Consider the following 23,468-nt stretch of genomic DNA (forward strand, 5'->3'; position numbering starts at 1 on the left):
AAGATTAGTCTCCCTCTTCAAATCTCTTCAGCAACTTCTCCTGGTAAGCATCCATCAATTCAAGGTTCCCAAATAACTCCTCCGCACTTGGAACCTGATCAAAAGTCCAAAATTGACCATCTTTAAAACGAATACCTGGTGTAGGAGAATCAAAACGATACTTTGCTCCATAGCGATCTAAAATTTTACGGATATCTTCTCGTGTTATTTCCATAGGATACCTCCCAGATTCATTCCAATTACGACCTCCCTATTAAAAGACAACTATTCCTCCATCTCAAGGGCTAAACGTGTACGACGCTCATGCTCTTCGATTAAGGCGGGGTCACTAAACATCTCACTTGGTAAAGGTAATTGATCAAAAGTTAAGAAACGACCATCCTTGTAATGCACACCAGGATTAGGAGAATCAAAACGACATTCCATACCATAGCGACTAAAAACTCTACGAATATCTTCTCGTGTTATTTCCATATGACACCTCCAAAATTATGATTCCAGTATCCCAATTCTCGAAAAAGGAATAAGAGACTGATCAAAAATACAAAGTTGATCTGATAATTGTGAAAAACCACTAGAACCAATCCTTGTTTTGGTTGAAAGAAAAGTTCTTCTAACAGCCTTGTAACGAGGATTTTTTTCAAAAAATAAATCTAACAAGGCACATCGATATCGATAATTATCAAATTGTCTTACATCCAAAGACTCAAAGTCAATCACTTGATTCAAAGATCGGGCAAATAAATCCAGAGTATTCAAATCAGCCAAGGCATTCAAGTTCAATAATTCATCCCGCGATAAGGTTAATGGAAAGTATAATACCACCGGACTATCGTAGGCATTCCGACACTGATTTCTAGCCCACCATTCTGCCTGCTTCTCATCATCCACAAAGAAGTAAACGCCATTCCCCAACCAATGATTCGAACGATTTCTGACCCTAAATTGTTGATCCATCATGATAGATAGAGCCTTTTTCTCACTCGTTCCATGAAAACAACCAAATATTATTTTCCGTTTCTCATTCAGTCCAACTCTTCTAACACCCATACTAGCAAAAAACTCCTATAAATCCAAACAATAGCATGACATCAATAAAAAATGCTTCGAGTAAAATAGATCGAAGCACACCTTTACTATCTATTCGGATATAAATTCAGCATTAACTTCAACATCTCAACAATCTAAGGATTAAGAAGATATTCGGCAATGACAGTTCAGAGAGGATTAAACAAGTTTCAATTTTTGAAAGAGTAGCCATCCTACACGAAGAAACCCAAAAAAGACAAGAGTCCTACCTTCTCGGACATCTTGTCTTTTTTCATTACTGAACTTTGGTGAAAGTTCCAGAATAAGTCTTTGCATATTCATTCACAAGACGGACCGTACCGTCTTCTGTATTCACGGAAAGTCTAGGCAGACCAGAGGTGTGGGCATCATTGGCAAGAACACCTTCATAGTAAGTTCCATCAAAAGAGGCAAAGTTATTGTCCAGATATAAATCTCGCGTGAGATGACCACGCGCTTCTTCAGGAATGTGGGAACCCGCAGCCATTTCTACATGAACATTTCCAGCCCCATCCACAATCAATTGGTTTCCAAACTCATCTACCCATGTACCAGCAATGGTTGAAAAATCTCCTGCCACCAATGTTGTCCCAGCATCTGCGATTGCAGCTTGGCTGACTGGTGCATCTTCCACATCCGTAGCACCTGCTTCTGCAGCTGAACTAGCAGATACTGTTTTTGAATTCGAACCTGCTGCAGAATCTTGTTGAGTGCTAGCTTTAGAAGCCATTGAATTGCTTGAAGTAGACGATTTTGATGCCGAAGACTGAATAGAAGTTGAAGAACTTTCAACAGATGTCGCATCCTGAGAATTTGAAGAACAACCAGCTAGTAAGAAAGCTGCCATTAAGAAGACTGTATATTTTTTCATTTCCTATCCTTTTCTCAACTAATTTATAGCGATATAGCGTCTTACGCCTGATCCAGAAATATAGCTTAACCAGTTACAATACTAGGTGAACCAATTAAAAACAACCCTAGCAACGCGGAACATAAACCTACTGAATATTTTCTCAAAGAATATCTTTGTACCATATTTCCTTTAAACATTTTCATAATTCTCCTTCATTTTTTACTTTAATGGGCTACATTTGTTTTCAATTAAGATACCCATAATCTAAAATAATTTGCTGTCCTCTTAAAGCCTTACTCTCATCTGACAATAGAAATTCCAAAAAATTACTTACATCGTCTGATGTAACATACTTTCCAATAGGCTGACGTATCTGAAGGCGACGCATCCAGGGACTCAAGTCAGTACCATCAGTATGAAAAAGAGGTATTAGTGAATTGATTCTATACTCGGAACTCATTGTAAATACCAAGTCTCTATAATTCTTTCTAATCTCCCGTTGAAATTGATCTATTATTTTTTCTTGTTCACTTGAAAAGTTTTCTGAATCTAAAATCAATAGAACAACTACTGATAAACTCGAATCAACATTTTCGATCGTTTTACTCAAAAAACTCGTCAAAGTTTTTAAACATAGGAATATCTCTCCCAGTCTATTGGATTCTTCTACCATGTCGTTTGAAAAATTAATCGAAAAAAATATTTTTGATATTGGTATCTTTCGTTTGCTAACAAATTCTTGAATACTATGACTATTAAATTCATAAGTTTCATCATTCAATATCAACACTTCTCCATACTTATAAGAATATTCATTGAAATATCTATTGACAAATGTATTTTTTGAACCAATTGAAATAATATTTCCTCGGCTAGTCAAATAACCCCTCCTTTTTTAATGCACTATGTACAGCCAGAGCATAAAAAGCAACATAACAATTCTCAAAACATCTATCTCCTTTAACTTTTTATAAACTTAGTATAAGCAATACAAAAAAAGAAGAACAGGACATTAATGTCACTATTCTTCTTTCTTCATAATGTATCACAAACTTTACCTGACTCGAAATTGCATAAATGTCTATAAATAATTCACAAATCCTTTCTCATTTCACTCTCCAAATGATTCAAAAAAACTTGATCTCCAAAAACCTTCGCCATTACTAACGCTTCTGAATAAAGTTCTTTTGCTCGTTGAAGGTTATTTTCATAATAACGATAATACTTAGCCTTTGATGTCAAAATCAAAGGATAGTATGTATGCTGAGCAGTTAGCTCAACAAGACCCTCCATTTTTTCAGTAATCTTTAAAATATTCTCCATATTACCACGAGCAACATGTGCACCAATCAGCAAGGAAAGGCAGTTTAATAGTTCTCGATTATAAAACTCATCTCCGTTACTTGTTTGAATCAAGAGATTTTCTTCTAGTTTCGTGAAATTTTCTAACTCATACTCCTTGTTTTGCCTACACATGAAATGGTAAGACAACAACAACAAATCATTTAAGTCATATATTTTCCTCAACAACAATTGTTTCTGATAATCTTCATAAAGTATGTCTGGAGTATCTGAACTCAATACCCCTCTACTCTCAATAAAATCCCAAATACGTTCAAGAATATCCAGAGAAAACAATTCCTCTTCAGGTAATAAATGATAGTAAGACTCATAGATTTGTTCTAATAACTGTCGTTTCTGTTCCAGTCGTTCCAAATCTCCATAAGTACTACTCTTAAATAATTTATACTTCAAATCAAAGTACTCGGCTGGGATATCCAACTTTTCTTCTCCTAAGAAGGTTGAGATATCCGCACCTAAAACGCGTGAAAGAAACTCAAGTTTTTCAAGTTTGGGTAGGGATTTTCCTGTCTCGATGCGGAGTAATTGTCTTACGGTTAGTTCTGCCTCATCCCCACAAAGGGCTTCGCGGCTGAGGCCTTGTTTTTCACGTTCTTGGCGGATTCTTAATCCTAATTCTTCTTTGTTAATCATACAAGTCCCTCCCGTTGTAAGTGTTTTCATACTCAATTTATTATAGCATGAAAATTGCCAACTAACAACCAGTCATTTTCGTCATCCATTTTCAAAAATCCCCAGCTGAAGGCAGCTGGGGATAGTTCAACAGGTCTGGAAGACCTGTTGAATTTTACCAATTAAGCGTGCAAGGCACGCAATCAATCAATTCGGCAAAGAGAATTAACACATTCAGATTTTGAAATTAAAAGAGTATTATTCCTCTTCACGCGCAAATTGGCTTTGGTAGAGGTCATAATAGAAGCCTTGGTCGGCAAGGAGGCTTTGGTGGGTTCCTTGTTCGATGATCTGGCCGTCTTTGAGGACCAGAATTTTATCAGCTTCTTGGATGGTGGAAAGGCGGTGGGCGATGACAAAACTGGTGCGACCCTGCATGAGTGTTTTCATGGCTTTTTGAATCAGAAGTTCCAAGCGGGTATCCACGGAGCTGGTGGCCTCATCTAGGATAAGGATTTTAGGATCCGCTAGGAGGGCACGGGCGATGGTCAGGAGTTGTTTCTGACCGAGTGAGATGTTGCTGGATTCTTGATTCATCTGCATCTTGTAACCACCTGGGAGGCTGCGAATGAAGTAATCCACATTGGCAGCTTTAGCGGCTGCCACGATTTCCTCATGGGTGGCCTCCAAATTCCCGAAGCGGAGGTTTTCCTCAATGCTGGCTTCGTAAAGCCAGGCGTCCTGCAAGACCATGCCGAATTGCCGGCGGTATTCTTGGCGGTCAATGGTGCGGATGTCTTGGCCATCGACTCGGATAACGCCGCCGTCCACGTCATAGAAGCGCATGAGCAGGTTAATCAAGGTAGTTTTTCCGGCTCCTGTTGGTCCGACAATCGCCACCATTTGTCCTGGTTCTACTTCAAGGTTAAAGTTTTGAATCAGCGGTTTATCCGCAGTGTAGCTAAAGGAGACCTGGTCAAAGGATACCTGACCGCTGAGGGGTTGGGCAAGAGCTTTTTCACCGGTTTGATTTTCAGCTGGCTCATCCAAGACTTGGAAGATACGGTCCAGAGAGGACTGGGCACTTTGGAGTTGACCCGCAATCTGGGTCAAGATTTGTACGGGCTGGCTAATTTGCCAGACATACTGGACAAAGGCCTGCATGTTTCCGATGGTCAAGCGACCTGCCAAGACTTGGAGGGCACTGAGAAAGGCCACCACAACATAGGCAAAATCAGAGAGTCCGTGAAGGAGGGGGGCCATGAGGCCTGAGCGGAAGCTGGCATTGAAGCCGACTTCTTCTAACTCATCCACGATGTCCTGAAATTCTTCTACGGTCTGTTCTTCACGGCCATAGAGTTTTACAATCTGGAAACCTGTCAGGTGTTCCTGTACAAACCCATTCAATTTTCCCAAAATATTTGCTTGACGCTTAAAAGACGGTTGAGACAACTTGAGAATCTGGCTCGAAGTTAAATAGGTGAGCGGAATAATTAGGGTTACGACAAGGGCTAGGGGCAGATTGATGGAATAGACCATGACCAGAACCAAAATAATGGTGCCGATGGCATTCACAATCTGCAAGAAACTTTGTTGGAGGGCATTGGAGACGGTCTCCACATCGCTGGTGAAGCGGCCCAAAAGATCCCCGAACTGCTGGCGATCAAAGTAAGATACCGGCAGGTGGTTAACCTTGTGGCTCAATTCCTTGCGCAGGTCACGAACGGTGGCCTGCACCGCATTGGTCATAAAGTAGTTGGCGTAATAAGCACCAACTGAATAGAGCGTTCCCCGAATCAGGTAGAGAACCAGCACCCAGAAGACATAGGAGACATTGAGACCGCTGGCCTTTCCTTGCGCCATATCCAGAAGATTCTGGGTCAACTCTGTAATGGCCAATCCCAGAACAAAGGGCTCCAAGACTGACATGACAATGCTCAAGATTTTGAAGGCCACTGCTAAATAAACACTGCCTCGGTAGGCACGAAGGTAGGACCACAGACGTTTAAAATTATTTTCTTTCATGCCTTACTCCTCCCCTCTATTCAGCTGCGAATTAGCAATTTCACGATAAATCGCATTGGATTCCATGAGTTCTTCGTGGGTTCCACGTCCCACAATCTCACCCTTATCCAGGACAATAATTTGATCGGCGTCCATAATGGTTCCAACCCTTTGGGCAACAATCAAAACGGTAGCGTTCTGGGTCACTTCTTTAAGTCTGCGGCGCAAAAGGGCATCCGTCTTGTAATCCAGGGCCGAGAAAGAATCATCGAAAATGTAGATTTCCGGCTCCTTCACCAAGGCACGGGCAATGGACAAGCGTTGCTTCTGACCACCCGACAAGTTGCTTCCACCTTCTGCCAGATGGGTCTCAAACTGATCTTCCTTGCTTTGGATAAAGTCCAAGGCTTGGGCCACATCAGAGGCAGTTTCCAAATCTTCCTGATCCGCCTGGGCATTCCCGAAGCGGAGGTTTTCAGCGATACTTCCGGTAAAGAGCAGGGCTTTCTGCGGGATGAACCCAATCTTCTGCCGCAGAGCCTTGAGGTTATAGGAGCGAACATCGACTCCGTCCACTAAAATGCGCCCCAAGGTCACATCAAAGAAGCGGGGAATCAACTGCACCAAGGAAGACTTCCCAGAACCCGTTGAACCAATAAAGGCAATGGTTTGACCTGGCTGGGCCTCGAAGGAAATATCATGTAAAACTGGATTCTCAGTTTCACCCGGATAAGCAAAGGTCACCCGGTCAAATTCCAAATATCCCTTGGTTTCGGTTTCAGTCACTCCGTCTTCATTCGGCGAAATAGACAGAGGCATATCCATCACCTCTTGCAGACGGCGAGCTGATACAGCCGTCCGTGGGTAGGTCGTAAAGAGGTTGGCCAAGAGTAGGCAAGACAAGAGAGCATGGAAACTATATTCAATAAAGGCGACCACGACCCCAATCTGAATCTGACCTTGATTCAACGGATCCAAAGCAAACCAAACAATGGCCACGATCATCGCAATAATAATCTGAGCAAAAAGGGGATCGGTTAAACCCGTCAATTTGAATAAGCGATTGGAGTTGGCTTGGTAAATGTCATTCTCCTGAGCAAACCGATCCTCCTGAAATTCTTCCCGGCCAAAGGCCCGAATCACGCGCAAACCCGTCAAGTTTTCCCGCGCAAAATGGTTAATCCGGTCCAAACTCTCCTGTTGTTTCTCCGATAAAGGACGACTGGCTACCGCCACATACCAGATTACCAGCACCAAGAATGGGATAGAAAAGGCCACAATCCATGAAAGAGACGGGCTCGTCATAAAGACCATCACCAAACTCGAAAAGAGCATAATCGGCGTAATAACCCCAAATTTCAAGGTCTGATCCGCAAATTGCATCAGGGTAAAGGCGTCACTGGTAATCCGAGTGACCAAGGAGGAAACACCAATCTGTTCATATTCCTGATGCGAATAGTACTGAAGCCGTTTATAGACATCCAAACGCATATCGCGGATCATCTTATTGGTCAAGCGACTCCCGGCGTAGGTCTGCAAGAAACGCCCCAAAATTCCGACAAGGGCTGTAATAACCATTGTGATTCCCCAGAAGTAAATCCGTGACTCATCTCCCGCGACCACTCCCTGGTCAATCATTCGAGCCAAAAAAGTCGGTAAACCCAGGTTTACAATCACAAACAGCGAAGCCGCAAAAATATCTAGGGCCAGCAGCTGAGGGTATTTTTTCAAATAGTTCCAAATATAGAGCATAGTTCCTCCTTTCAAGCTAATCCTCACTGATAGAGGTATTATTCTATTCTAGTTCTTTCTGAACCTGATCCAAAAACAGCAAAGCTTCCAAAGGAGTCATTTGGCTCAGATTGATTGTTTTTAATTTTTCCAGTAGAGGGTGGGGCTGACTAGGCAAGACTTCTGGCACTTGGAATAAATCCAATTGCCCCGTCTGAGGCTGAAACTCCTGATTTTCCAATCCATCCAAGATAACCTGGGCTCGAGCCAAGAGAGCTGGAGGTAGACCTGCAATTTTAGCCACATGGATTCCGTAAGATTGATCGGCAGGGCCAGGTTCAATCTTGTGGAGGAAGGTCACCGTACCTCCTTCTTCTAGTGTGGCAACGTGCACATTGGCCAGTCCCGCGAGATCCTCTTCCAATTCCGTTAACTCATGGTAGTGGGTGGCAAAGAAAGTCTTGGCTCCAACTTTATCATGGATATATTCAATCAAAGCTTGAGCTAAGGCCATGCCATCATAGGTTGCGGTTCCACGGCCCAACTCATCAAAGAGGATGAGGGACTGGGCGCTAGCATGCTGCACAGCCTGGTTGGCTTCCATCATCTCCACCATAAAGGTTGATTGGCCAGAAACCAAATCATCAGCAGCTCCAATCCTGGTAAAGATGGCATCAAAAATCGGCAAATCTGCTTCCTTAGCGGGAACATAGGAGCCTAGCTGAGCTAGGATAACCATCATTGCAATCTGTCGCATGTAGGTCGACTTCCCGCTCATATTAGGACCTGTAATCAACTGAATCCGGTCCTCTACCGACATGACTAGGCTGTTAGGAACATAGGACTGGCGACCCAAGACTGCCTCCACCACCGGATGGCGGCCTTCCAGTACTCGAATCTGACCTGTCTCATTAAAAGTCGGTTTGACCCAAAGCTGACTTTCTGCAACCGAGGCTAAACTTTGGAGAACATCGATACTGGCCAGGGCTCCAGCCAGACTTTGCAGGCGGGGCATATACTTGGCCACCTCTTCCCGAATCCGCATAAAGAGGTCATACTCTAACTGAGACGACTGATCTCGAGCCTCTAGGAGCTGGCCTTCAATTTGGGCCAATTCCTGACTTCCAAAACGCTCCGAGTTTTTCAAGGTTGCCTTACGGTAAAAATGGTCAGGCACATGGCTAAGTTGGGACTGAGTGACATGGAAATAATAGCCATCCTTCCGATTGTAATCAATCTTGAGATTATTGATGCCCGTCGCCTGACGTTCCCGGCTTTCCAAATCCGCCAACCAAGAAGTTCCTTCCCGCAAGGCCTTTCGGTACTGATCCAAAACTGGATCAAATCCTGTCTTAATAAGGCCTCCATCCATGAGTTGATTTGGAGCCTGCGGATCGATAGCCGCATCAATCAAGGTATACAATTCCTCCAAGGGATCCAAACCTTGAATCAGAGGCTCTAAGGCTGACTGCTGCAAACTGGTCAGCAGGTGCCGAATCTGTGGCACCTGCCCCAAGGTCGCAGATAGCTGCAAGAGATCCTTGGGCAAGACCTTACCGAAGGAAACCCGGCTAACCAAGCGTTCAATATCGTAGACCCCCTTCAGACTCTCTACCAAGTCCTGGCGCTCAAAAAAGGCCTCTAACAAAATCGTCACCTGATTTTGCCGCTGCTCAATCTGCTTTCGATCCAGGAGTGGCTGTTGGATCCATCGGCGTAAGAGCCGCAAGCCCATGGCCGTCCGTGTTTGATCCAAGACCCCTAATAAGGAGCCCTGCTTCTTGCCGCTCCGAGCATTCTCGGTTAGATCTAAGCTTTGTTTGGTCGCAAAATCCATCCGGAGAGAATCCGCAATTTGATAGACTTCAACCGGCTTCAAATGGTCCAGATCCCGCATCTGGGTCTGGTAAATATAAGCCAGCAAGCTCGCAGCTGCCGTAAATTCCAGCTCCTTTAAGCTAATCGGCAAGAGAGGACTGGCATCCAATGGCTTGTCTACCCAGGAGACTAGGAGTTGCAGCTGCTGATTTAGAACCGCCTCTTGTTCCTCTGACACCTGGCCTGCCAGAACCACTTCTTTAGCCTGGAGATTTCGGATTTCACTCAAAACCAACTCCCAGCGATCCAACTGGGTCACCGCAAATTCCCCCGTAGCCAAATCCAAGTGGGCCAAGCCATAGGCCTGCCCCTGGGTATAAAGGCCAACCAAGAAATTGTTCTGGCCATCACGACTAGGCCCGTCCAAGCTAGTTCCTGGAGTCACTACTTGAACGACCTCACGTTTCACCACGCCCTTGGCCTGTTTGGGATCCTCCATTTGCTCAGCTATGGCTACCTTGTAGCCCTGTTCTATCAAGGTGTCAATGTACTGCTGGGCTGAGTGATAGGGAACCCCCGCCATGGGAATGGGTTCCTCCGCATTTTTATTTCGCGACGTAATGGAAATCTCAAGAATCTGCGCCGCTCTAGTCGCATCTTCATAAAAGAGCTCATAAAAATCCCCCATGCGGAAGAACAGAAAGGCATCGGGGTAATCTTTTTTCATGTCGACATACTGCTGCATGCCAGGTGATAATTTAGCTTGACTCATAAGGCCTCCTCGACATAAGAGCGAATATCTTCTTCTAAACTGGCACCATCTTGACTGGAACGTGTCACCACCAAAAGGGTGTCAGCCCCTGCAATCGTGCCCAAAATTCGGCAATCGCCACTGGCATCTAGGCTATTGGCCAAAACGGAAGCCTCCCCCAATCCAGTATGCAAAACCAGGCTGAACTCAACCCGGTCCACTCTCTTCACATAGAGGGCAACATCCCCCAAACTCGTCTCAGGTCCCGTCCGCGGCAGGCGGTAAAAAGACGGACCTTGAGCTGGCATATAGCGCTCCACCCCTAGCTCCTTCATATCTCTGGACAAGGTTGCCTGGGTCACCTCAATACCAGCTTCCTTGAGAGCAGCTTGTAGTTCCTGCTGCCGATGAAACCGCCGCTCGCTCAAAAGTTGTCCAATCAAATCCTGTCTATCTGCTTTTTTCATAGCTTTTCCTCATGCATTCTGTTTCAATTATAACAAATTTTTTATCAGCCTGTCCTTGTTGGATTTAAGTCCAGCCTTATGATAAAATAAAGAGAAAAAAGGAGAAATTATGAACCAAAAATCATTAGTGGCCCAACGGCTAGCGGCTCAAATTGAAAGCCTTGATGAAGCAGCCATTCTGGACCTTTTAGAAACCCCAAAATCTTCTGATTTGGGAGATATCGCCTTCCCTGCCTTCAGCTTGGCCAAGGTTCTTCGCAAGGCACCTGCTGTGATTGCCCAAGAAATCGCTGACGCCATTGACGCAACTGGTTTTGAAAAAGTGGTCGCAACTGGACCTTATGTCAACTTTTTCCTAGACAAGGTCAGCATGGGAGACCAAATTCTCCGTTCTGTCATTGAAGAAAAAGACACTTATGGATCTCAAACGATCGGTCAGGGACAAAATATCACCATTGACATGTCTAGTCCCAACATCGCAAAACCCTTCTCAGTCGGACACTTACGTTCAACCGTTATCGGTGATTCTCTAGCGAACCTCTTTTCTAAATTAGGCTACAACGCTATCCGGATTAACCACCTTGGAGACTGGGGAAAACAATTCGGACTTTTGATTGTGGCTTACAAACTTTGGGGGGATAAGGCAGCTGTTGAAGCCAACCCGATTGACGAGTTGCTTAAACTCTATGTCCGCATCAACGAGGAAATGGAAACCAAACCAGAATTGGACGAACAAGGACGGGAATGGTTCCTCAAATTGGAACAGGGCGACCAGGAAGCATGGGAACTCTGGGAATGGTTCCGTTCTGAAAGCTTGGTTGAATTCAACCGCATTTATGAACTTCTCAATGTCTCCTTTGATAGCTACAACGGTGAAGCTTTCTACAATGACAAAATGGATGAAGTCATTGAAATCTTGGAAGAAAAAGGCCTCCTTCAGGAATCACAAGGAGCTTCTATTGTTGATTTGGAGGAATTCAACCTCAACCCAGCTTTGATTAAAAAGTCTGACGGGGCTACCCTCTACATCACTCGTGACCTAGCAACTGCCCTCTACCGGAAACGGACTTACGATTTCGCCAAAAACATCTACATTACTGGGCACGAACAATCTGGCCACTTTGCTCAACTCAATGCCGTTTTGGAGAAAATGGGCTATGACTGGGTCAAAGACATGTCCCATATTCCTTTTGGCTTGGTAACGAAAAATAAGAAAAAATTGTCCACTCGGAAGGGCAACATCATCTTGCTCGAGCCAACCATCGTTGAGGCGATTGCACGGGCAGAAAAGCAAATTGCTGAGAAAAATCCAGATCTTCCAAACAAGGAGCAAGTGGCCCGCCAAGTTGGTGTAGGAGCCATCAAGTTCTACGACTTGAAAACCGATCGTATGAACGGTTATGACTTCGATTTGGAAGCCATGTTATCCTTCGAAGGTGAAACTGGTCCTTATGTGCAGTACGCCTATGCACGTATTCAGTCTATTCTACGTAAGGCAGACTATCAACCAGATCCAGCTGCTCACTATCACTTAGAAGACAGCGAAAGCTGGGAAATCTTGAAAATTCTTCAAGACTTCAGCCGCGTTATCGAACGGGCAGCTAACCAGTTCGAACCATCGATCATCGCAAAATATGCCATCAACCTGGCACAACACTTCAACAAATACTATGCCCACACCCGCATCCTGGAAGACAGCCCCGAACGTGAAAGCCGCCTAGCCCTCAGCTACGCAACCGGTATCGTTCTTAAAGAAGCCCTTCGTTTATTGGGAGTGGAAGCACCTGAACAAATGTAAAATCTGTAAAAGATGATTAAAAAGCACTTGAACTTTGAAAAATTCAAGTGCTTTTTTAGACTCCTTCTCAAGAGTGGATAATCAGCGGAATTAGTACCGCTAAGAGGGCTATGGTGGTCCCTATAGACCACAAGATGAACTCTCGTTTGATCTTGCGTTCACGCTCTAATTCATCAATTCGCGCAAGAGACTGTTCTTCTCTAAAGCTGGAAAACATGAGTTGGGTTTTGGTAGCCATATCATCGATCCGATCATTGACTCTTTCAAATCGTTCATTGATTTTTTCAAAGCCCAATTGGGTGAGTTCACGATTGTAGCGCAACTCATTTTGAATCGCATCAAATTTTAAGTCGATTTCAGTCTTGGTGTAGTAGTTGTTCTCCATGTTCTTCCCCCCTTCTCTATCAAGAACGGATAATCAGTGGAATTAGTACCGCTAAGAGAGCTATGGTAGTCCCTATAGACCACAAGATGAACTCTCGTTTGATCTTGCGTTCACGCTCTAATTCATCAACCCTTGCAAGAGACTGTTCTTCTCTAAAGTTGGAGAACATGAGTTGGGTTTTGGTCAATAGATCATCCATTCGGTTATTAACTCTTTCAAAACGATCATTTATTCTTTCGAATCTTTCATCAACTCTTTCAAATCGTTCATTGATTTTCTCAAAACCCAGCTGAGTCAGTTCGCGATTGTAGCGCAACTCATTTTGAATCGCATCAAATTTTAAGTCGATTTCAGTCTTGGTGTAGTAGTTGTTCTCCATGTTCTTCCCCCCTTCTCTATCAAGAACGGATAATCAGCGGAATTAGTACCGCTAAGAGAGCTATAGTGGTCCCTATAGACCACAAGATGAACTCTCGTTTGATCTTGCGTTCACGCTCTAATTCATCAATCCTTGCAAGAGACTGTTCTTCTCTAAAGTTGGAGAACATGAGTTGGGTTTTGGTCAATAGATCATCCATACGATCATTGACTCTTTCGAATCTTTCATCAACTCTTTCAAAGCGTTCATTGATTTTCTCAAAACCCAATTGGGTGAGTTCGCGATTGTAGCGCAACTCATTTTGAATCGCATCAAATTTTAAGTCGATTTCGGTCTTGGTGTAATAGTTGTTCTCCATACTTTATCCTCCTCAAAAAACAAATTCATCCACTGATGACGGTCGACAAGGACTCTGACTACGATTTTCCTCCCCATAGGTAGGGAGTCTAAACTTCCTAGTTTTGTAGGTGGAACAGCATTTGGATTAGCTTTCAGAATGAGTCCGGTGACACCTTAATTGATTCAAGCTATTCCCGACAATTCGTACCCCCAGTATAATCCTCCATGTGACAAGAGTCAAGTATTAAGAGAGCACCTCTTACAATCCAAAAATCCAAATTCCAACTAAGGCTAACATCAATTGAACCAGTCCAATGACCAGAATATAGGAGCCATAGATTGGAGCATTTTTCATAAAAGTTCGCAAATCTAGTCGGAGACCAATGGCTGCCAGAGCCAACCATTCCAACCAAGTCATCAAACTTTGAAGGTTAGACGTTAAGGCCTCTGGTAACTCCAATAAGGTGTTTAGCAGACTCGCCAAGATAAATCCGTAGAGGTAATAAGGAACTTTTTTCAAGAGACAAGCCTTCTTGACTGCTCCCGCTTCTTTTTCTTTTTTCCAAAATTCAAGGAAAAAAAGGACAGGAACCAGATAAAGAATGCGGGTCAGTTTAAAGAGCATAGCCAAGGGAAGCACGGCCGGGGCAAGAAGGGTGGCCGCTGCAGCAACTTGCCCAACAGATTGCAGGGTACCGCCAATGAGAGCAGCTTGCTGTAGTTCTTGGAAATGGAGCAGAGCAGCGGCTAGAGGGAAGAGAAACATGAGCAAGGTTCCCAAGAGATTCACTAGAACAATGGCTGTCCCCTTCTCCTGCTCGGAAACCTTGGTCATAGGAGCTAGAGCCCCAATCGCTGATGATCCACAGATGGCCGTTCCACCAGCCAACAATATCGACGCATCCTGCGAGAAACCTAGCCTCTGAGCCAGTTTATAACTAGCTCCTAAAGATAGGATAAACACGAAGCTCACAAAAGCCATAGAGGGAATCCCCATCTGGCTAAAATTTTTGGTATCCATGGTAAAGGCTAGAAGAATAATGGCATATTCCAAGAATCGACGTTCCGCCAATTTCGTTCCCAAGTTTAATTGGGGAGACCGAAGGAGCGTATTCCCCAGGATCATCCCCAGTACAAGGGTCAAGGGAGCAACTCCAACCAAGGGAATAAACTGAGCCAAAATAACGGCTAAGATTGTTACAAAAAGAGCGGCCACAAGGCCGGGGAGGTGATGGCGTGTCATACAATCCTTTCTAAAAACTCCCTCACCCCTAGCTTCCAGAGGAGGGAGAAAATAGTGCAACAGGTCTGGGAGACCTGTTGAATTTTATCCATTAAGCATGCAAGGCATGCAATCAATAAGTTCATCAAAGAGGCTTGACAAAGTCAGATTTTGAAATCCAATGAGTATATACTCTTTTAGTTTATCTTTTATTACTGTGTTAGCTCGTCTTGCCGTACTTATTTGAAACTTTCTTCGAAAATTGTATCGGCAAGCTCAAAATCTCCCCCAGAGATTTTGAGCTGTCTACGAATCGCTGCCTTGTACTAAAAGCAAACTAAAAGACTATAAAAGACTATAAAAGACTATGAAATTACAAAAACTTGTTCGTCACCACTCTCATCATTCACAAAATGGAGAAACGAACAAGTTTTGGAATTCCTTAATCCTGAAATCCATTGGGGTTCAAGCGCTGCCACTTCCAGGCATGACGACACATCTCTTCCAGTCCGAGTTGGGCCTCCCAGCCCAACTCTTCTCGAGCCTTAGTGGGGTCTGCGTAACAGGCAGCGATATCGCCGGGTCTCCGAGAATAAATCTGATAGGGTATTTCCTGACCAGCTGTTTGGCTAAGACCTCTAATCATTTCCAAAACGGAATAGCCTTGACCAGTCCCTAAATTGTAAACAGATAGGCCTGATCCTGTTGCCCATCGTTTCATTGCTGCCACGTGCCCCCGGCTAAGGTCTTGGATATGGATATAATCCCTCACACCTGTTCCATCAGGAGTGGCATAATTATCCCCAAAGACCCGAACATGGTCACGTAATCCACAGGCAACCTGAGTGATGTAGGGAACTAGGTTACTGGGAATTCCTTGGGGATGCTCTCCTAAACGTCCACTAGGATGGGCACCAATGGGATTAAAGTAACGGAGAATGACCAGATTCCAGCTTCCATCAGCAGCAAATAGATCTCGAAGAATCTCTTCACCCATAAGCTTGGTTCGGCCATAGGGATTGGTAACAGATAGAGGGGCTGTTTCTGTCAAGGGCAGTTCTTGGGGATCCCCGTAAACGGTGGCAGAGGAGGAAAAAATGAGGTTTCGGCAGCCAACACTTTGCATGACTTCCAGCAAATGAAGCAGGCCTACAAGATTATTGTCATAGTAAGCCAGGGGTATCTGTGAAGATTCCCCAACTGCCTTAAAGCCAGCAAAGTGAATAACCCCTGTCACCTCTTCTTTTTGGAATATCTGCTCTAGCAGACCCTTATCCCGCACATCTCCTACATAAACAGGGAAAGCCTGGCCGGTCAATTCCTTGACCACTTCCAGGCTTTTGGGATGCGAATTGCTGAAGTTGTCTAAGACCACCACTCGATGGCTGGTCTCCAACAACTCTAAAACGGTATGAGAACCGATATAACCGGCCCCACCTGTCACCAAGATTGTTTCTGCCATCCGCTCTTCCCCTTCCCTTATTTCTTCTTATCGCGGTTTCGACGTGAATTGCTTCGTTTTTCTTTATTTCTCTTGGATTTTTTCTTTTCTTTTTGAGTTTTTTTTCCGTAATTTCCGTAATCACCGTAGGAACCGTAGGAACCATAGCGCTCCATATTGGTGTCCACCTTGTTGAGGATCACACCAAGGAAAGGTGTTCCGGTTTGCTCCAATTGCTCCACCGCTTTTTCAACAGCACGGCGTTTATTAGAACCCGACTCCACCACCAAGATAGTCGCGTCTCCTTGTTGAGTGATGATCGCCGCATCAATAACCATCCCAATCGGTGGAGTATCAATGATGATATAGTCATAGTACTTGCGTAAAATACCAATCATCTTGTTAAAGTTCAGGCTTTGCAAGAGTCCAGTCGGGTTTGGGGAAACCGGACCAGATTGAATGACATAGAGATTCTCAATGTCTGTATCACAGAGCCCTTCCGATAAATCGGTTTTTCCTGTCAGATAGTCTGTCAAACCTGTGATTTTATCCCGCGTTGAAAACACACCAGACATCACACTGTTCCGAATATCCGCATCCACCAGAAGAGTTTGGTAACCAGACCGAGCAAAAGCAATGGCCAAGTTCACGGAGGTCGTTGACTTCCCCTCTCCAGGCTGTACGGAACTAATGGAGATGACATCAATGCTGTCACCACTCAACTGAATATTGGTTCGTAGGGCGTTATAGTATTCTTCGGTTTTTTCCGCATCCTCTCGACGCGTCCGATTTAGTTTTAATGTTGGCATACAGCTAGCTCCCTTACTTTAGTTTGGCAAAATCTGGCACTACACCCAAAAGGGGCAAGCCCATCATCTCTTCCACATCTTCTGGCTTCTTCACGCGGTCATCGACGATTTCTGCAACCAAGATAATCACAACCATCAAGGCTCCTCCGGCTACAAAACCAAGGAGAACATTGCGGCGAATGTTTGGTGAAACGGGCTGGCTGTTGACTTGTCCTTCTTCCAAGGTCGTTACATCAGACACGCGAGTAACTTCAATAATCTTATCAGCCGCTGCTTGACGGACACCATTAACAATCCGCGCGGCTTCTTCAGCTGATTCATCTTGTACACTGATCGATACAATCCGCGTATCTGCCGGCACCGTTACGTTGATTTTAGAGGCCAACTGAGAGGTTCCCATGTCCAAACCGAGTTCAGATACAACCCGGCTCATCACATCTTGGGAGAGAATGATTTCTTTGTAGTCCTTAACCAGGTAACTACCGGCCTGAAGGTCTTGGTTGGTCAAACCCGGATTGTCTTGTTGCTGGCGGTTCACCACGTAAATCCGAGTTGTACTTTGGTACATGGGAGTGGCTACATAGAGGCTATAACCCAAGGCCATAATCGCCACGAGCAAGGAGAAGAAGAGGACCAAAAACTTGCGTTTCCAGACGGTACGTATCAAACTAAGCACGTCCACTTCCACTTGGTTATTTTGCTTTTTCATGAGTTCTCCTATATAATTTCATCTTCTAGTAACAATTCTTGATTGGTGATAAAGAGCCGATGCGCTCGCTCCAAGCCATAATTTTTCCGAATCAGTTTATAAGCCTGATCCATGTATGGAGGTCGTCTATCCAAATTGTGCATATCGCTTGCGACAAAATGGACCAAATCTTGGTCCAAAAAGAAACGGGCCCTTTTCTTCATGAATTTGTACTTATCCCCAAAGAGCTTGGGGGGAAGCACGGACGAGGAATTAATCTGCATGTAGCAGCCCATATTAATGAGTTCCTTGACCTTGTCAGCATCCATATCCAAGGCATGGTAGCGTTCAATGTGGGCCACCACAGGAGTAATCCCTAATTGCAGAATAGCTGAAAGAGCCTTATGAATGTCCCGGTAGGGCGTGTCCATGCTAAATTCGATTAGGGCATATCCAGTCCCACCTAGAGTAGGAATGGTCCGCTCTTCTAATTTTTTCAAAGCATCTGAATTGAAATAAATCTCGGCACCATAAAGAATGGTGAATCCAGGGCCAATTTCAGATTCTAAGGCTTTGATCTGCTGAAAATTTGTCTCAAACTTATCTTCCGGGGTATCAAAGAGAGCCCTACGACGATGGGAGGTCGCAATGACGGTTCGAACACCTTGGCGATAGGATTCTTCCAAAAGAGCCCTGGTATCTTCGAGTGTCTGAGCCCCATCATCCACATCAAAAATAATGTGTGAGTGAATATCAATCATCTTATTGTCCCTCCAAAACTGCTTGGATTTTGGATTTGGCATTTGCTAGGCTATCGGGGTTAATCTCCATGACATAGAGCTGGGAACCTGGCATGGCATAAGATGGTTTGTCCATGGTTCCGGTTCCTTCAATTGCCTGTGACTCAATCTGGTATTGACCACCTGATTCCAGCTGGCTGTTCATCAAGGTCATCATGGTTTCCAAACTCATGTCGGTTTGGATAGAATCCTGCAGACCTTGAATGATTTGTGGGTAGTTTCGTAAAGCCTCGGTGGACATCAGTTTGCGCAAGACAGCTGCAATAACCTTTTCTTGGTTCTTACCACGATCGTTGTCTCCACCATCAAGGCCATAGCGCTCCCGCACAAAAGCCAGCGCTTTATCTGAATCCAGATGAACAGTGCCAACTGGAAATTCATAATTCCCATGAAGACTGGTAAAGGCTTGATCGTTCTCCACATCGACCCCTCCAACCAAGTCAATCAATTTGAGGAAGGATGTAAAATTGAGGCGGACATAGTAATTGATTGGTATCTCATAAAGATTTTCCAGCGTGTGGATAGAGGCATCCACACCGTAAATACCTGCATGGGTCAATTTATCTGGCTGGTTGTTTCCACCATCTGCAATGGGAACATAGGAGTCCCGAGGAGTAGTCGTCAAGAGAATCTTCTGGGTCTCACGGTTAACAGTCATCAAAATATTAACATCTGAGCGAGATACAGAAGTGATGGGCCCATAAGTATCAATCCCACTGATATAGATGGTGAAGGCTTGAGCATTCGGGTCTTGACGACCTGTCTCCAACTTCCGTCTTACCTTCATGGTGTAAAGAGGAGTCAAATTGTCCTGGAAGTTTGGATACTCACTTTCGATGGTATCGGCAAAAATACTATTGACGACAATGGCCTGTGCTTGACCTTCTTGCAATTGCTTATAAGCATCTACGTAAGAGGATGAGGTGTCGAAATTTGGAGTCACCTGCTTTTTCGCACTTAAGTCTTCCTGCAATTTCGTCACGTTATCCCGGTCGGTATCCATTGGTGCTAAAATTTTCTCCACCTGACTAATGTCCTTACGGTCACTGTCTTTAGGAACATAGACGGTCAATTCATACTCTGTGTAGTTGGCCTGATGATTGAGGCGCGTGGAAAGACCTACCAACTGTTGGACCCCAATCGAAGACAATCCCGTTGACACCAATCCGACTACCAAAACTAGCGTTACCCAAACACGCCCAGGGAAACGCAAAAGCACCCAGAATAGAATTCCTAAAACTACTATGGCCAGGAAGGACAACATCAAATTAACATGGTAGACCGCTAAAATGTTATAGCGAATCACACTGTAAATCAGATAAGCGGATAGCAGAAAGACTAAGCCCCATAGGAACCAGTTGACGATTTGCAAAACAGGGTTGGACCTAACCCGATTTCTTCTACTTCTTGACATCTTTTCCTTTCGGAAACCCAATGGGCTCCATCCTTACTTTTTTCAAAATTCTTACACTCCCGCCCAGATTTCATACCCGGTAGCGGTCGTAACCAATCCAAAAATGGATTCCGTTCAAAGGTGGTCACTCCCAGCCTCACTTATCTTGCAAGAAAATCTGACCACTCTTCAATCTCTCCTATTATACCACAAATCCTGATTTGTCAAGCTTTCTAAACCAAAAAAGAGGCCAGAAGCCTCTCACAGTTATCCCTCTTTTTGCTGGGACTGCAATTTTTTCATTTTTTCAAGCAAGGCTGTCTTTGAAGTTGGTTTTGCTTCCTGTTTTCGTGCTTGTTTTTCATGGAAGCGACGAACCTGAGCCTTGCCCTTATCATCTAATTGATATTTACCCATCGATATCACTTTCTTTCGTAAAGTTTGAATTGATTCAAATCTGTCTCAATCTCAGAGTAGTTGGTCGACAGCTCTCGCTCCACCTCATCCAAGAGCGGTTGAGACTGATTAACCACCACGTAGCGCGGCCGGCCGCCTTCCAAATCATTAGTCAGGCGGATTTGATTTTCCGGTAAAGCCAAATAATAATCCGGACTCAAAAGTGAGGACGCCGACCACATCTCCACCTCCTGGTACCAATTAGCCCGGCTATCCCAAGCATAGAGAGTATCAGAGCGATCCGCCTCCGCTTGGATATAGGATCGCAATTCTTGACGTTCCTCTTGCACCTCGGCTTCTCCAATAGTTCGAATGCCTAAAGGAAGAAGAACTAAAACAGTTCCCAAGAGTAGGGGAAGGTAGAAAAGGGTGGCGACATACTTCCGGAATAGGGGACGTTCTGTCTGAGCTTTTTTGTGCCGTCCATGTTGGACACCTGCCTGCAAGCGATCAAAGAGAAAAATTTGGATCAGCCAGAAATAGACTAAACCTGGCAATAACTGGTGGAAACCAAATTCAGCCTGACTGCTGGCCACAAGCCAGGTAGCCAAAGACCCCAGGACACCAAGAGGGAGGAAAAAGAGCCCTTCTCGGGTCCGGGGCGCCTGCCGCAGACCCCACAAACCAATTGGAAGACCTAAGCCCAATAAAACCAAGAAATAGAAAAGAGCTGGTTGCCAGAAACTAGCCATATGGAAATTCATGGTCTGCCAGATATAAGAACCTTGATTCAAAGCCAACCCAAAGGTTCCATTAAAAACTGTCACATAGCCTAAAGGATAAAAGACCAGCGAAAAACCAATCAAGCCGGATAGGAGCTGGGAAACGCCCACACCAATCTGACGCTGTCGAAGATTGTGATAGGTTAGGTAGAGGAAGTTGATTCCAAAAAAGAAAGTCCCTACAAACGGATCTATCATCACTACAATAGACGCCAAAGCACCATACCTAAGAAAAATCTTATTCCCTACTTCTCCTTGGGAAATCTGCAGTAAAGTCTCTAGCGCTACCAATAAAAGTGGAAGGGTAAAAAGAGGAGCATAGAGACCGCCAAATCCCAAAATCAATGTCAAGAAATAAAAGAAATGGGTGGAGGCCCCAGCAACTTGTTGATTCCCTGTTAGGTTATAAGCGAACCGATAAGCCTTACGTCCACTGATATAAAAGAATACAAACTGAAAGAGACTTAGGAGAGCTGCTCCCTGGTAAAAGGAACCTAGCCATATCAAGAGGTAAAATAAAATACCTGCAGTTCCATAAAAATTCTCATAGACCATCTGCCCTTGCTGAAGGGCCCAGCCCCCATACAGGATTTGCTCTTGCAAATTCGTCGCTAGTTGAGTCAGGAAAGGATTGGCCACACTAAAAAAGGCCAGAAGGAAGCTCCAAATTAAGGGAGTTACAAAAGGAAGTTGAACATTCTCTTTTGATTCCCGGTTGGATCGCTGATAAGACCGCCGGTCTCCTCTAGATTCCATGATTTGTTCCGTCATCGTATTCTCCTTTTTCATTCCTCTCTAGTATACCAAAAAAGAAGGGAGGCGGGCACCTTCAACTGAAAGTCCCTCCCTTCTTTATCACTTTTTTTACAACATAGGAGCAAAAATCTGCACTATTTCCTTGATCAAACGTTGGTACCAAACCGGCTTGATAGTATGATCCGTAACTTCAATAGATTCATCAAAAATACTTTGGAAATCCTGACGCATAGCCTCTAGACTATTGGTCTGGTACATGAGCACCGCATTTTCATAATGATGTACTAGACTACGGTAGTCAAAGTTAATGGTTCCCACTACTCCTAGATGACCGTCCACTAAGACATTTTTCGAATGAACAAATCCAGGCTCATACTCAAAAATCCGGACTCCCGCACTCCGCAAGTCAGGATAAGCTCCCCTCGTTACGAGTTGAATAACCTTTTTATCTGGAATATATGGTGTCACGATGCGAACATCTACACCCCTGAGGGCTGCATTTTTGATATCCTCGGTCAAGTCGTAGTCCATAATCAGATAAGGAGTGGTGATGTAGATATAGTCCTGGGCCTGGGTAATTAAGTTTTGGTAAACTTTTTTTCCTACCTGCTCCTTATACATAGGCTTTGGTCCAGAACCATACGGAATGTAATAGCCCTGCCCCTCTTCTTTTTCTTCTAAGAAATGATAGCGATCAATGTCTTCCAGCTCACCTCGGTTAATGTACCAGTTCGTGAGGAAGAGGCGAACCATAGCTTGAACTGCGTCACCTTGAAGTCGAATTCCGCCATCCTTCCAATGGCCAAAGCGAAGGCGCTCATTGATATACTCATCCGCTAGGTTGACTCCGCCGGTATAGGCAATGTGGCCATCAATGACCAGAATTTTACGATGGTCTCGATTGTTGTAGGCCACGGTCATGCGGGGAATGACCTTATTAAACTGGTAAGCCTCAATACCTTGATCACGCAACTGGCGGGCATAGTTACCTGGAAGGGTAGCCATACAGCCAATGTCATCATAGAGGAACTTGATTTCCACCCCCTGGACTGCCTTTCGCTTGAGAATATCCAAAATCTGGTCCCACATAATCCCTGGTTCCACGATGTAGTACTCCAAGAAAATAAACTTCTCTGCAGCTTCCAAATCCTGTAAGAGGGCCTGAAAATAGTCCTCACCTAAAGCAAAGTAATCAGACTGAGTCCCTTTGTAAATGGCCGAGCTAGGGTCAATCTTCAAAAGAGCTTGCATAATCCCCGCCACTGATTGATTTTCCTCTCGCACCTCATCCAGGCTTTCCTGTGATGCGGGTACAAAGAAATCATACTGTCCAATCGTTTCTAATTGCTGAATCTCCTTGCGAGACAGACGGCGCTCCCCAAACATGATATAGAGTAGGGGACCAAGTACTGGCAAAAGGGCTACTAAGAGCCAAGTAGCTTTGCTATCAGGGGCCATATTACGGTTAAAAATGGAAATGATCGTGGCTATTGTGATTAAGAAAATCAAACTCAGCCAAATATAGGGAAACATACGGCCGAAATAAAAGAAGGCGGCTAAAACCAAGGTTAATTCCGCCAACATGATTGCAACACTAAAACCATATTTCCACAT

Annotated in this window: 24 protein-coding genes; 1 reads left to right on the top strand and 23 read right to left on the bottom strand. The window is 44.5% G+C overall.

What is annotated here, in order from left to right; genetic code table 11:
* Positions 1–4 precede the first annotated feature (4 nt).
* From JEQ21_RS01155 to JEQ21_RS01205, 11 genes are all read right to left on the bottom strand, one after another.
* On the bottom strand, positions 5–214 hold the full coding sequence (locus JEQ21_RS01155) for a hypothetical protein (protein WP_196967526.1): 210 nt from the start codon (positions 212–214) through the stop codon (positions 5–7).
* Positions 215–264: 50 nt separating this feature from the next.
* Positions 265–474: a hypothetical protein gene (locus JEQ21_RS01160; RefSeq protein ID WP_196967525.1), complete on the bottom strand. Its 210-nt coding sequence runs from the start codon at positions 472–474 to the stop codon at positions 265–267.
* A 15-nt stretch (positions 475–489) separates the two neighbouring features.
* Positions 490–1,050 carry a hypothetical protein gene (locus JEQ21_RS01165; RefSeq protein ID WP_199363618.1) on the bottom strand — a complete coding sequence of 187 codons (561 nt, stop codon included), beginning with the start codon at positions 1,048–1,050 and terminating at the stop codon, positions 490–492.
* Between the two features lie 274 nt (positions 1,051–1,324).
* Positions 1,325–1,939, bottom strand: coding sequence for a DUF6287 domain-containing protein (locus tag JEQ21_RS01170; RefSeq protein WP_199363619.1), 615 nt, complete (start codon positions 1,937–1,939; stop codon positions 1,325–1,327).
* A gap of 65 nt (positions 1,940–2,004) precedes the next feature.
* Complete coding sequence (locus JEQ21_RS10235; RefSeq protein ID WP_199363620.1) at positions 2,005–2,124, bottom strand: YSIRK-type signal peptide-containing protein; 120 nt, start codon at positions 2,122–2,124, stop codon at positions 2,005–2,007.
* Between the two features lie 41 nt (positions 2,125–2,165).
* The gene (locus JEQ21_RS01180; protein WP_196091002.1) at positions 2,166–2,801 is read right to left on the bottom strand and encodes a hypothetical protein; all 636 of its coding nucleotides are present in this window, start codon (positions 2,799–2,801) and stop codon (positions 2,166–2,168) included.
* A 212-nt stretch (positions 2,802–3,013) separates the two neighbouring features.
* Complete coding sequence (locus JEQ21_RS01185) at positions 3,014–3,916, bottom strand: helix-turn-helix domain-containing protein (RefSeq protein ID WP_199363621.1); 903 nt, start codon at positions 3,914–3,916, stop codon at positions 3,014–3,016.
* Positions 3,917–4,153: 237 nt separating this feature from the next.
* On the bottom strand, positions 4,154–5,920 hold the full coding sequence (locus JEQ21_RS01190; RefSeq protein WP_199363622.1) for an ABC transporter ATP-binding protein: 1,767 nt from the start codon (positions 5,918–5,920) through the stop codon (positions 4,154–4,156).
* 3 nt (positions 5,921–5,923) lie between these two features.
* Positions 5,924–7,651, bottom strand: coding sequence for an ABC transporter ATP-binding protein (locus JEQ21_RS01195; RefSeq protein WP_199363623.1), 1,728 nt, complete (start codon positions 7,649–7,651; stop codon positions 5,924–5,926).
* 43 nt (positions 7,652–7,694) lie between these two features.
* Positions 7,695–10,220 (bottom strand): DNA mismatch repair protein MutS, encoded by a 2,526-nt coding sequence (mutS, locus tag JEQ21_RS01200; protein WP_199363624.1) that lies wholly within the window; start codon positions 10,218–10,220, stop codon positions 7,695–7,697.
* Complete coding sequence (locus tag JEQ21_RS01205; protein WP_199363625.1) at positions 10,217–10,666, bottom strand: arginine repressor; 450 nt, start codon at positions 10,664–10,666, stop codon at positions 10,217–10,219. Before JEQ21_RS01205 ends, mutS begins: the two co-directional genes overlap by 4 nt.
* A 109-nt stretch (positions 10,667–10,775) precedes the next feature.
* Here JEQ21_RS01205 and argS point away from each other — a divergent pair, with 109 nt between their 5' ends.
* Positions 10,776–12,464, top strand: a complete 1,689-nt coding sequence (gene argS, locus JEQ21_RS01210; protein ID WP_199363626.1) for an arginine--tRNA ligase — start codon at positions 10,776–10,778, stop codon at positions 12,462–12,464.
* A 67-nt stretch (positions 12,465–12,531) separates the two neighbouring features.
* Here the strand turns inward: argS and JEQ21_RS01215 are convergent, their stop codons facing one another.
* From JEQ21_RS01215 to cls, 12 genes are all read right to left on the bottom strand, one after another.
* A complete protein-coding gene (locus tag JEQ21_RS01215; RefSeq protein ID WP_199363627.1) occupies positions 12,532–12,849 on the bottom strand; it encodes a hypothetical protein in 318 nt (105 codons plus the stop codon).
* Positions 12,850–12,868: 19 nt separating this feature from the next.
* Positions 12,869–13,228, bottom strand: a complete 360-nt coding sequence (locus tag JEQ21_RS01220) for a hypothetical protein (RefSeq protein ID WP_199363628.1) — start codon at positions 13,226–13,228, stop codon at positions 12,869–12,871.
* Between the two features lie 19 nt (positions 13,229–13,247).
* Positions 13,248–13,586, bottom strand: coding sequence for a hypothetical protein (locus tag JEQ21_RS01225; protein ID WP_199363629.1), 339 nt, complete (start codon positions 13,584–13,586; stop codon positions 13,248–13,250).
* A 240-nt stretch (positions 13,587–13,826) separates the two neighbouring features.
* A complete protein-coding gene (locus JEQ21_RS01230; RefSeq protein ID WP_199363630.1) occupies positions 13,827–14,810 on the bottom strand; it encodes a YeiH family protein in 984 nt (327 codons plus the stop codon).
* A 421-nt stretch (positions 14,811–15,231) separates the two neighbouring features.
* Complete coding sequence (galE, locus tag JEQ21_RS01235; protein WP_199363631.1) at positions 15,232–16,251, bottom strand: UDP-glucose 4-epimerase GalE; 1,020 nt, start codon at positions 16,249–16,251, stop codon at positions 15,232–15,234.
* Between the two features lie 17 nt (positions 16,252–16,268).
* On the bottom strand, positions 16,269–17,039 hold the full coding sequence (locus tag JEQ21_RS01240; RefSeq protein ID WP_199363632.1) for a tyrosine-protein kinase: 771 nt from the start codon (positions 17,037–17,039) through the stop codon (positions 16,269–16,271).
* Positions 17,040–17,052: 13 nt separating this feature from the next.
* The gene (locus tag JEQ21_RS01245) at positions 17,053–17,748 is read right to left on the bottom strand and encodes a Wzz/FepE/Etk N-terminal domain-containing protein (protein WP_199363633.1); all 696 of its coding nucleotides are present in this window, start codon (positions 17,746–17,748) and stop codon (positions 17,053–17,055) included.
* 8 nt (positions 17,749–17,756) lie between these two features.
* Positions 17,757–18,488 (bottom strand): capsular polysaccharide biosynthesis protein Cps4B, encoded by a 732-nt coding sequence (cps4B, locus tag JEQ21_RS01250; RefSeq protein WP_199363634.1) that lies wholly within the window; start codon positions 18,486–18,488, stop codon positions 17,757–17,759.
* A gap of 1 nt (position 18,489) precedes the next feature.
* On the bottom strand, positions 18,490–19,941 hold the full coding sequence (cpsA, locus tag JEQ21_RS01255; protein ID WP_199363635.1) for an LCP family glycopolymer transferase CpsA: 1,452 nt from the start codon (positions 19,939–19,941) through the stop codon (positions 18,490–18,492).
* A gap of 246 nt (positions 19,942–20,187) precedes the next feature.
* A complete protein-coding gene (locus JEQ21_RS01260) occupies positions 20,188–20,337 on the bottom strand; it encodes a hypothetical protein (RefSeq protein WP_199363664.1) in 150 nt (49 codons plus the stop codon).
* Positions 20,338–20,342: 5 nt separating this feature from the next.
* On the bottom strand, positions 20,343–21,869 hold the full coding sequence (locus JEQ21_RS01265) for a hypothetical protein (protein WP_199363636.1): 1,527 nt from the start codon (positions 21,867–21,869) through the stop codon (positions 20,343–20,345).
* Between the two features lie 93 nt (positions 21,870–21,962).
* On the bottom strand, positions 21,963–23,468 hold the full coding sequence (cls, locus tag JEQ21_RS01270; protein WP_199363663.1) for a cardiolipin synthase: 1,506 nt from the start codon (positions 23,466–23,468) through the stop codon (positions 21,963–21,965).

The sequence above is a fragment of the Streptococcus sp. 121 genome (assembly GCF_016458205.1).
Taxonomy (GTDB): domain Bacteria; phylum Bacillota; class Bacilli; order Lactobacillales; family Streptococcaceae; genus Streptococcus.

What these genes read in the sequence shown, in the direction of transcription:
- JEQ21_RS01155 (WP_196967526.1), bottom strand. Translation starts at nt 214, where the DNA reads ATGGAAATAACACGAGAAGATATCCGTAAAATTTTAGATCGCTATGGA.
- JEQ21_RS01160 (WP_196967525.1), bottom strand. Translation starts at nt 474, where the DNA reads ATGGAAATAACACGAGAAGATATTCGTAGAGTTTTTAGTCGCTATGGT.
- JEQ21_RS01165 (WP_199363618.1), bottom strand. Translation starts at nt 1,050, where the DNA reads ATGGGTGTTAGAAGAGTTGGACTGAATGAGAAACGGAAAATAATATTT.
- JEQ21_RS01170 (WP_199363619.1), bottom strand. Translation starts at nt 1,939, where the DNA reads ATGAAAAAATATACAGTCTTCTTAATGGCAGCTTTCTTACTAGCTGGT.
- JEQ21_RS10235 (WP_199363620.1), bottom strand. Translation starts at nt 2,124, where the DNA reads ATGAAAATGTTTAAAGGAAATATGGTACAAAGATATTCTTTGAGAAAA.
- JEQ21_RS01185 (WP_199363621.1), bottom strand. Translation starts at nt 3,916, where the DNA reads ATGATTAACAAAGAAGAATTAGGATTAAGAATCCGCCAAGAACGTGAA.
- JEQ21_RS01190 (WP_199363622.1), bottom strand. Translation starts at nt 5,920, where the DNA reads ATGAAAGAAAATAATTTTAAACGTCTGTGGTCCTACCTTCGTGCCTAC.
- JEQ21_RS01195 (WP_199363623.1), bottom strand. Translation starts at nt 7,651, where the DNA reads ATGCTCTATATTTGGAACTATTTGAAAAAATACCCTCAGCTGCTGGCC.
- mutS (WP_199363624.1), bottom strand. Translation starts at nt 10,220, where the DNA reads ATGAGTCAAGCTAAATTATCACCTGGCATGCAGCAGTATGTCGACATG.
- JEQ21_RS01205 (WP_199363625.1), bottom strand. Translation starts at nt 10,666, where the DNA reads ATGAAAAAAGCAGATAGACAGGATTTGATTGGACAACTTTTGAGCGAG.
- argS (WP_199363626.1), top strand. Translation starts at nt 10,776, where the DNA reads ATGAACCAAAAATCATTAGTGGCCCAACGGCTAGCGGCTCAAATTGAA.
- JEQ21_RS01215 (WP_199363627.1), bottom strand. Translation starts at nt 12,849, where the DNA reads ATGGAGAACAACTACTACACCAAGACTGAAATCGACTTAAAATTTGAT.
- JEQ21_RS01220 (WP_199363628.1), bottom strand. Translation starts at nt 13,228, where the DNA reads ATGGAGAACAACTACTACACCAAGACTGAAATCGACTTAAAATTTGAT.
- JEQ21_RS01225 (WP_199363629.1), bottom strand. Translation starts at nt 13,586, where the DNA reads ATGGAGAACAACTATTACACCAAGACCGAAATCGACTTAAAATTTGAT.
- JEQ21_RS01230 (WP_199363630.1), bottom strand. Translation starts at nt 14,810, where the DNA reads ATGACACGCCATCACCTCCCCGGCCTTGTGGCCGCTCTTTTTGTAACA.
- galE (WP_199363631.1), bottom strand. Translation starts at nt 16,251, where the DNA reads ATGGCAGAAACAATCTTGGTGACAGGTGGGGCCGGTTATATCGGTTCT.
- JEQ21_RS01240 (WP_199363632.1), bottom strand. Translation starts at nt 17,039, where the DNA reads ATGCCAACATTAAAACTAAATCGGACGCGTCGAGAGGATGCGGAAAAA.
- JEQ21_RS01245 (WP_199363633.1), bottom strand. Translation starts at nt 17,748, where the DNA reads ATGAAAAAGCAAAATAACCAAGTGGAAGTGGACGTGCTTAGTTTGATA.
- cps4B (WP_199363634.1), bottom strand. Translation starts at nt 18,488, where the DNA reads ATGATTGATATTCACTCACACATTATTTTTGATGTGGATGATGGGGCT.
- cpsA (WP_199363635.1), bottom strand. Translation starts at nt 19,941, where the DNA reads ATGTCAAGAAGTAGAAGAAATCGGGTTAGGTCCAACCCTGTTTTGCAA.
- JEQ21_RS01260 (WP_199363664.1), bottom strand. Translation starts at nt 20,337, where the DNA reads ATGGGTAAATATCAATTAGATGATAAGGGCAAGGCTCAGGTTCGTCGC.
- JEQ21_RS01265 (WP_199363636.1), bottom strand. Translation starts at nt 21,869, where the DNA reads ATGACGGAACAAATCATGGAATCTAGAGGAGACCGGCGGTCTTATCAG.
- cls (WP_199363663.1), bottom strand. Translation starts at nt 23,468, where the DNA reads ATGTGGAAATATGGTTTTAGTGTTGCAATCATGTTGGCGGAATTAACC.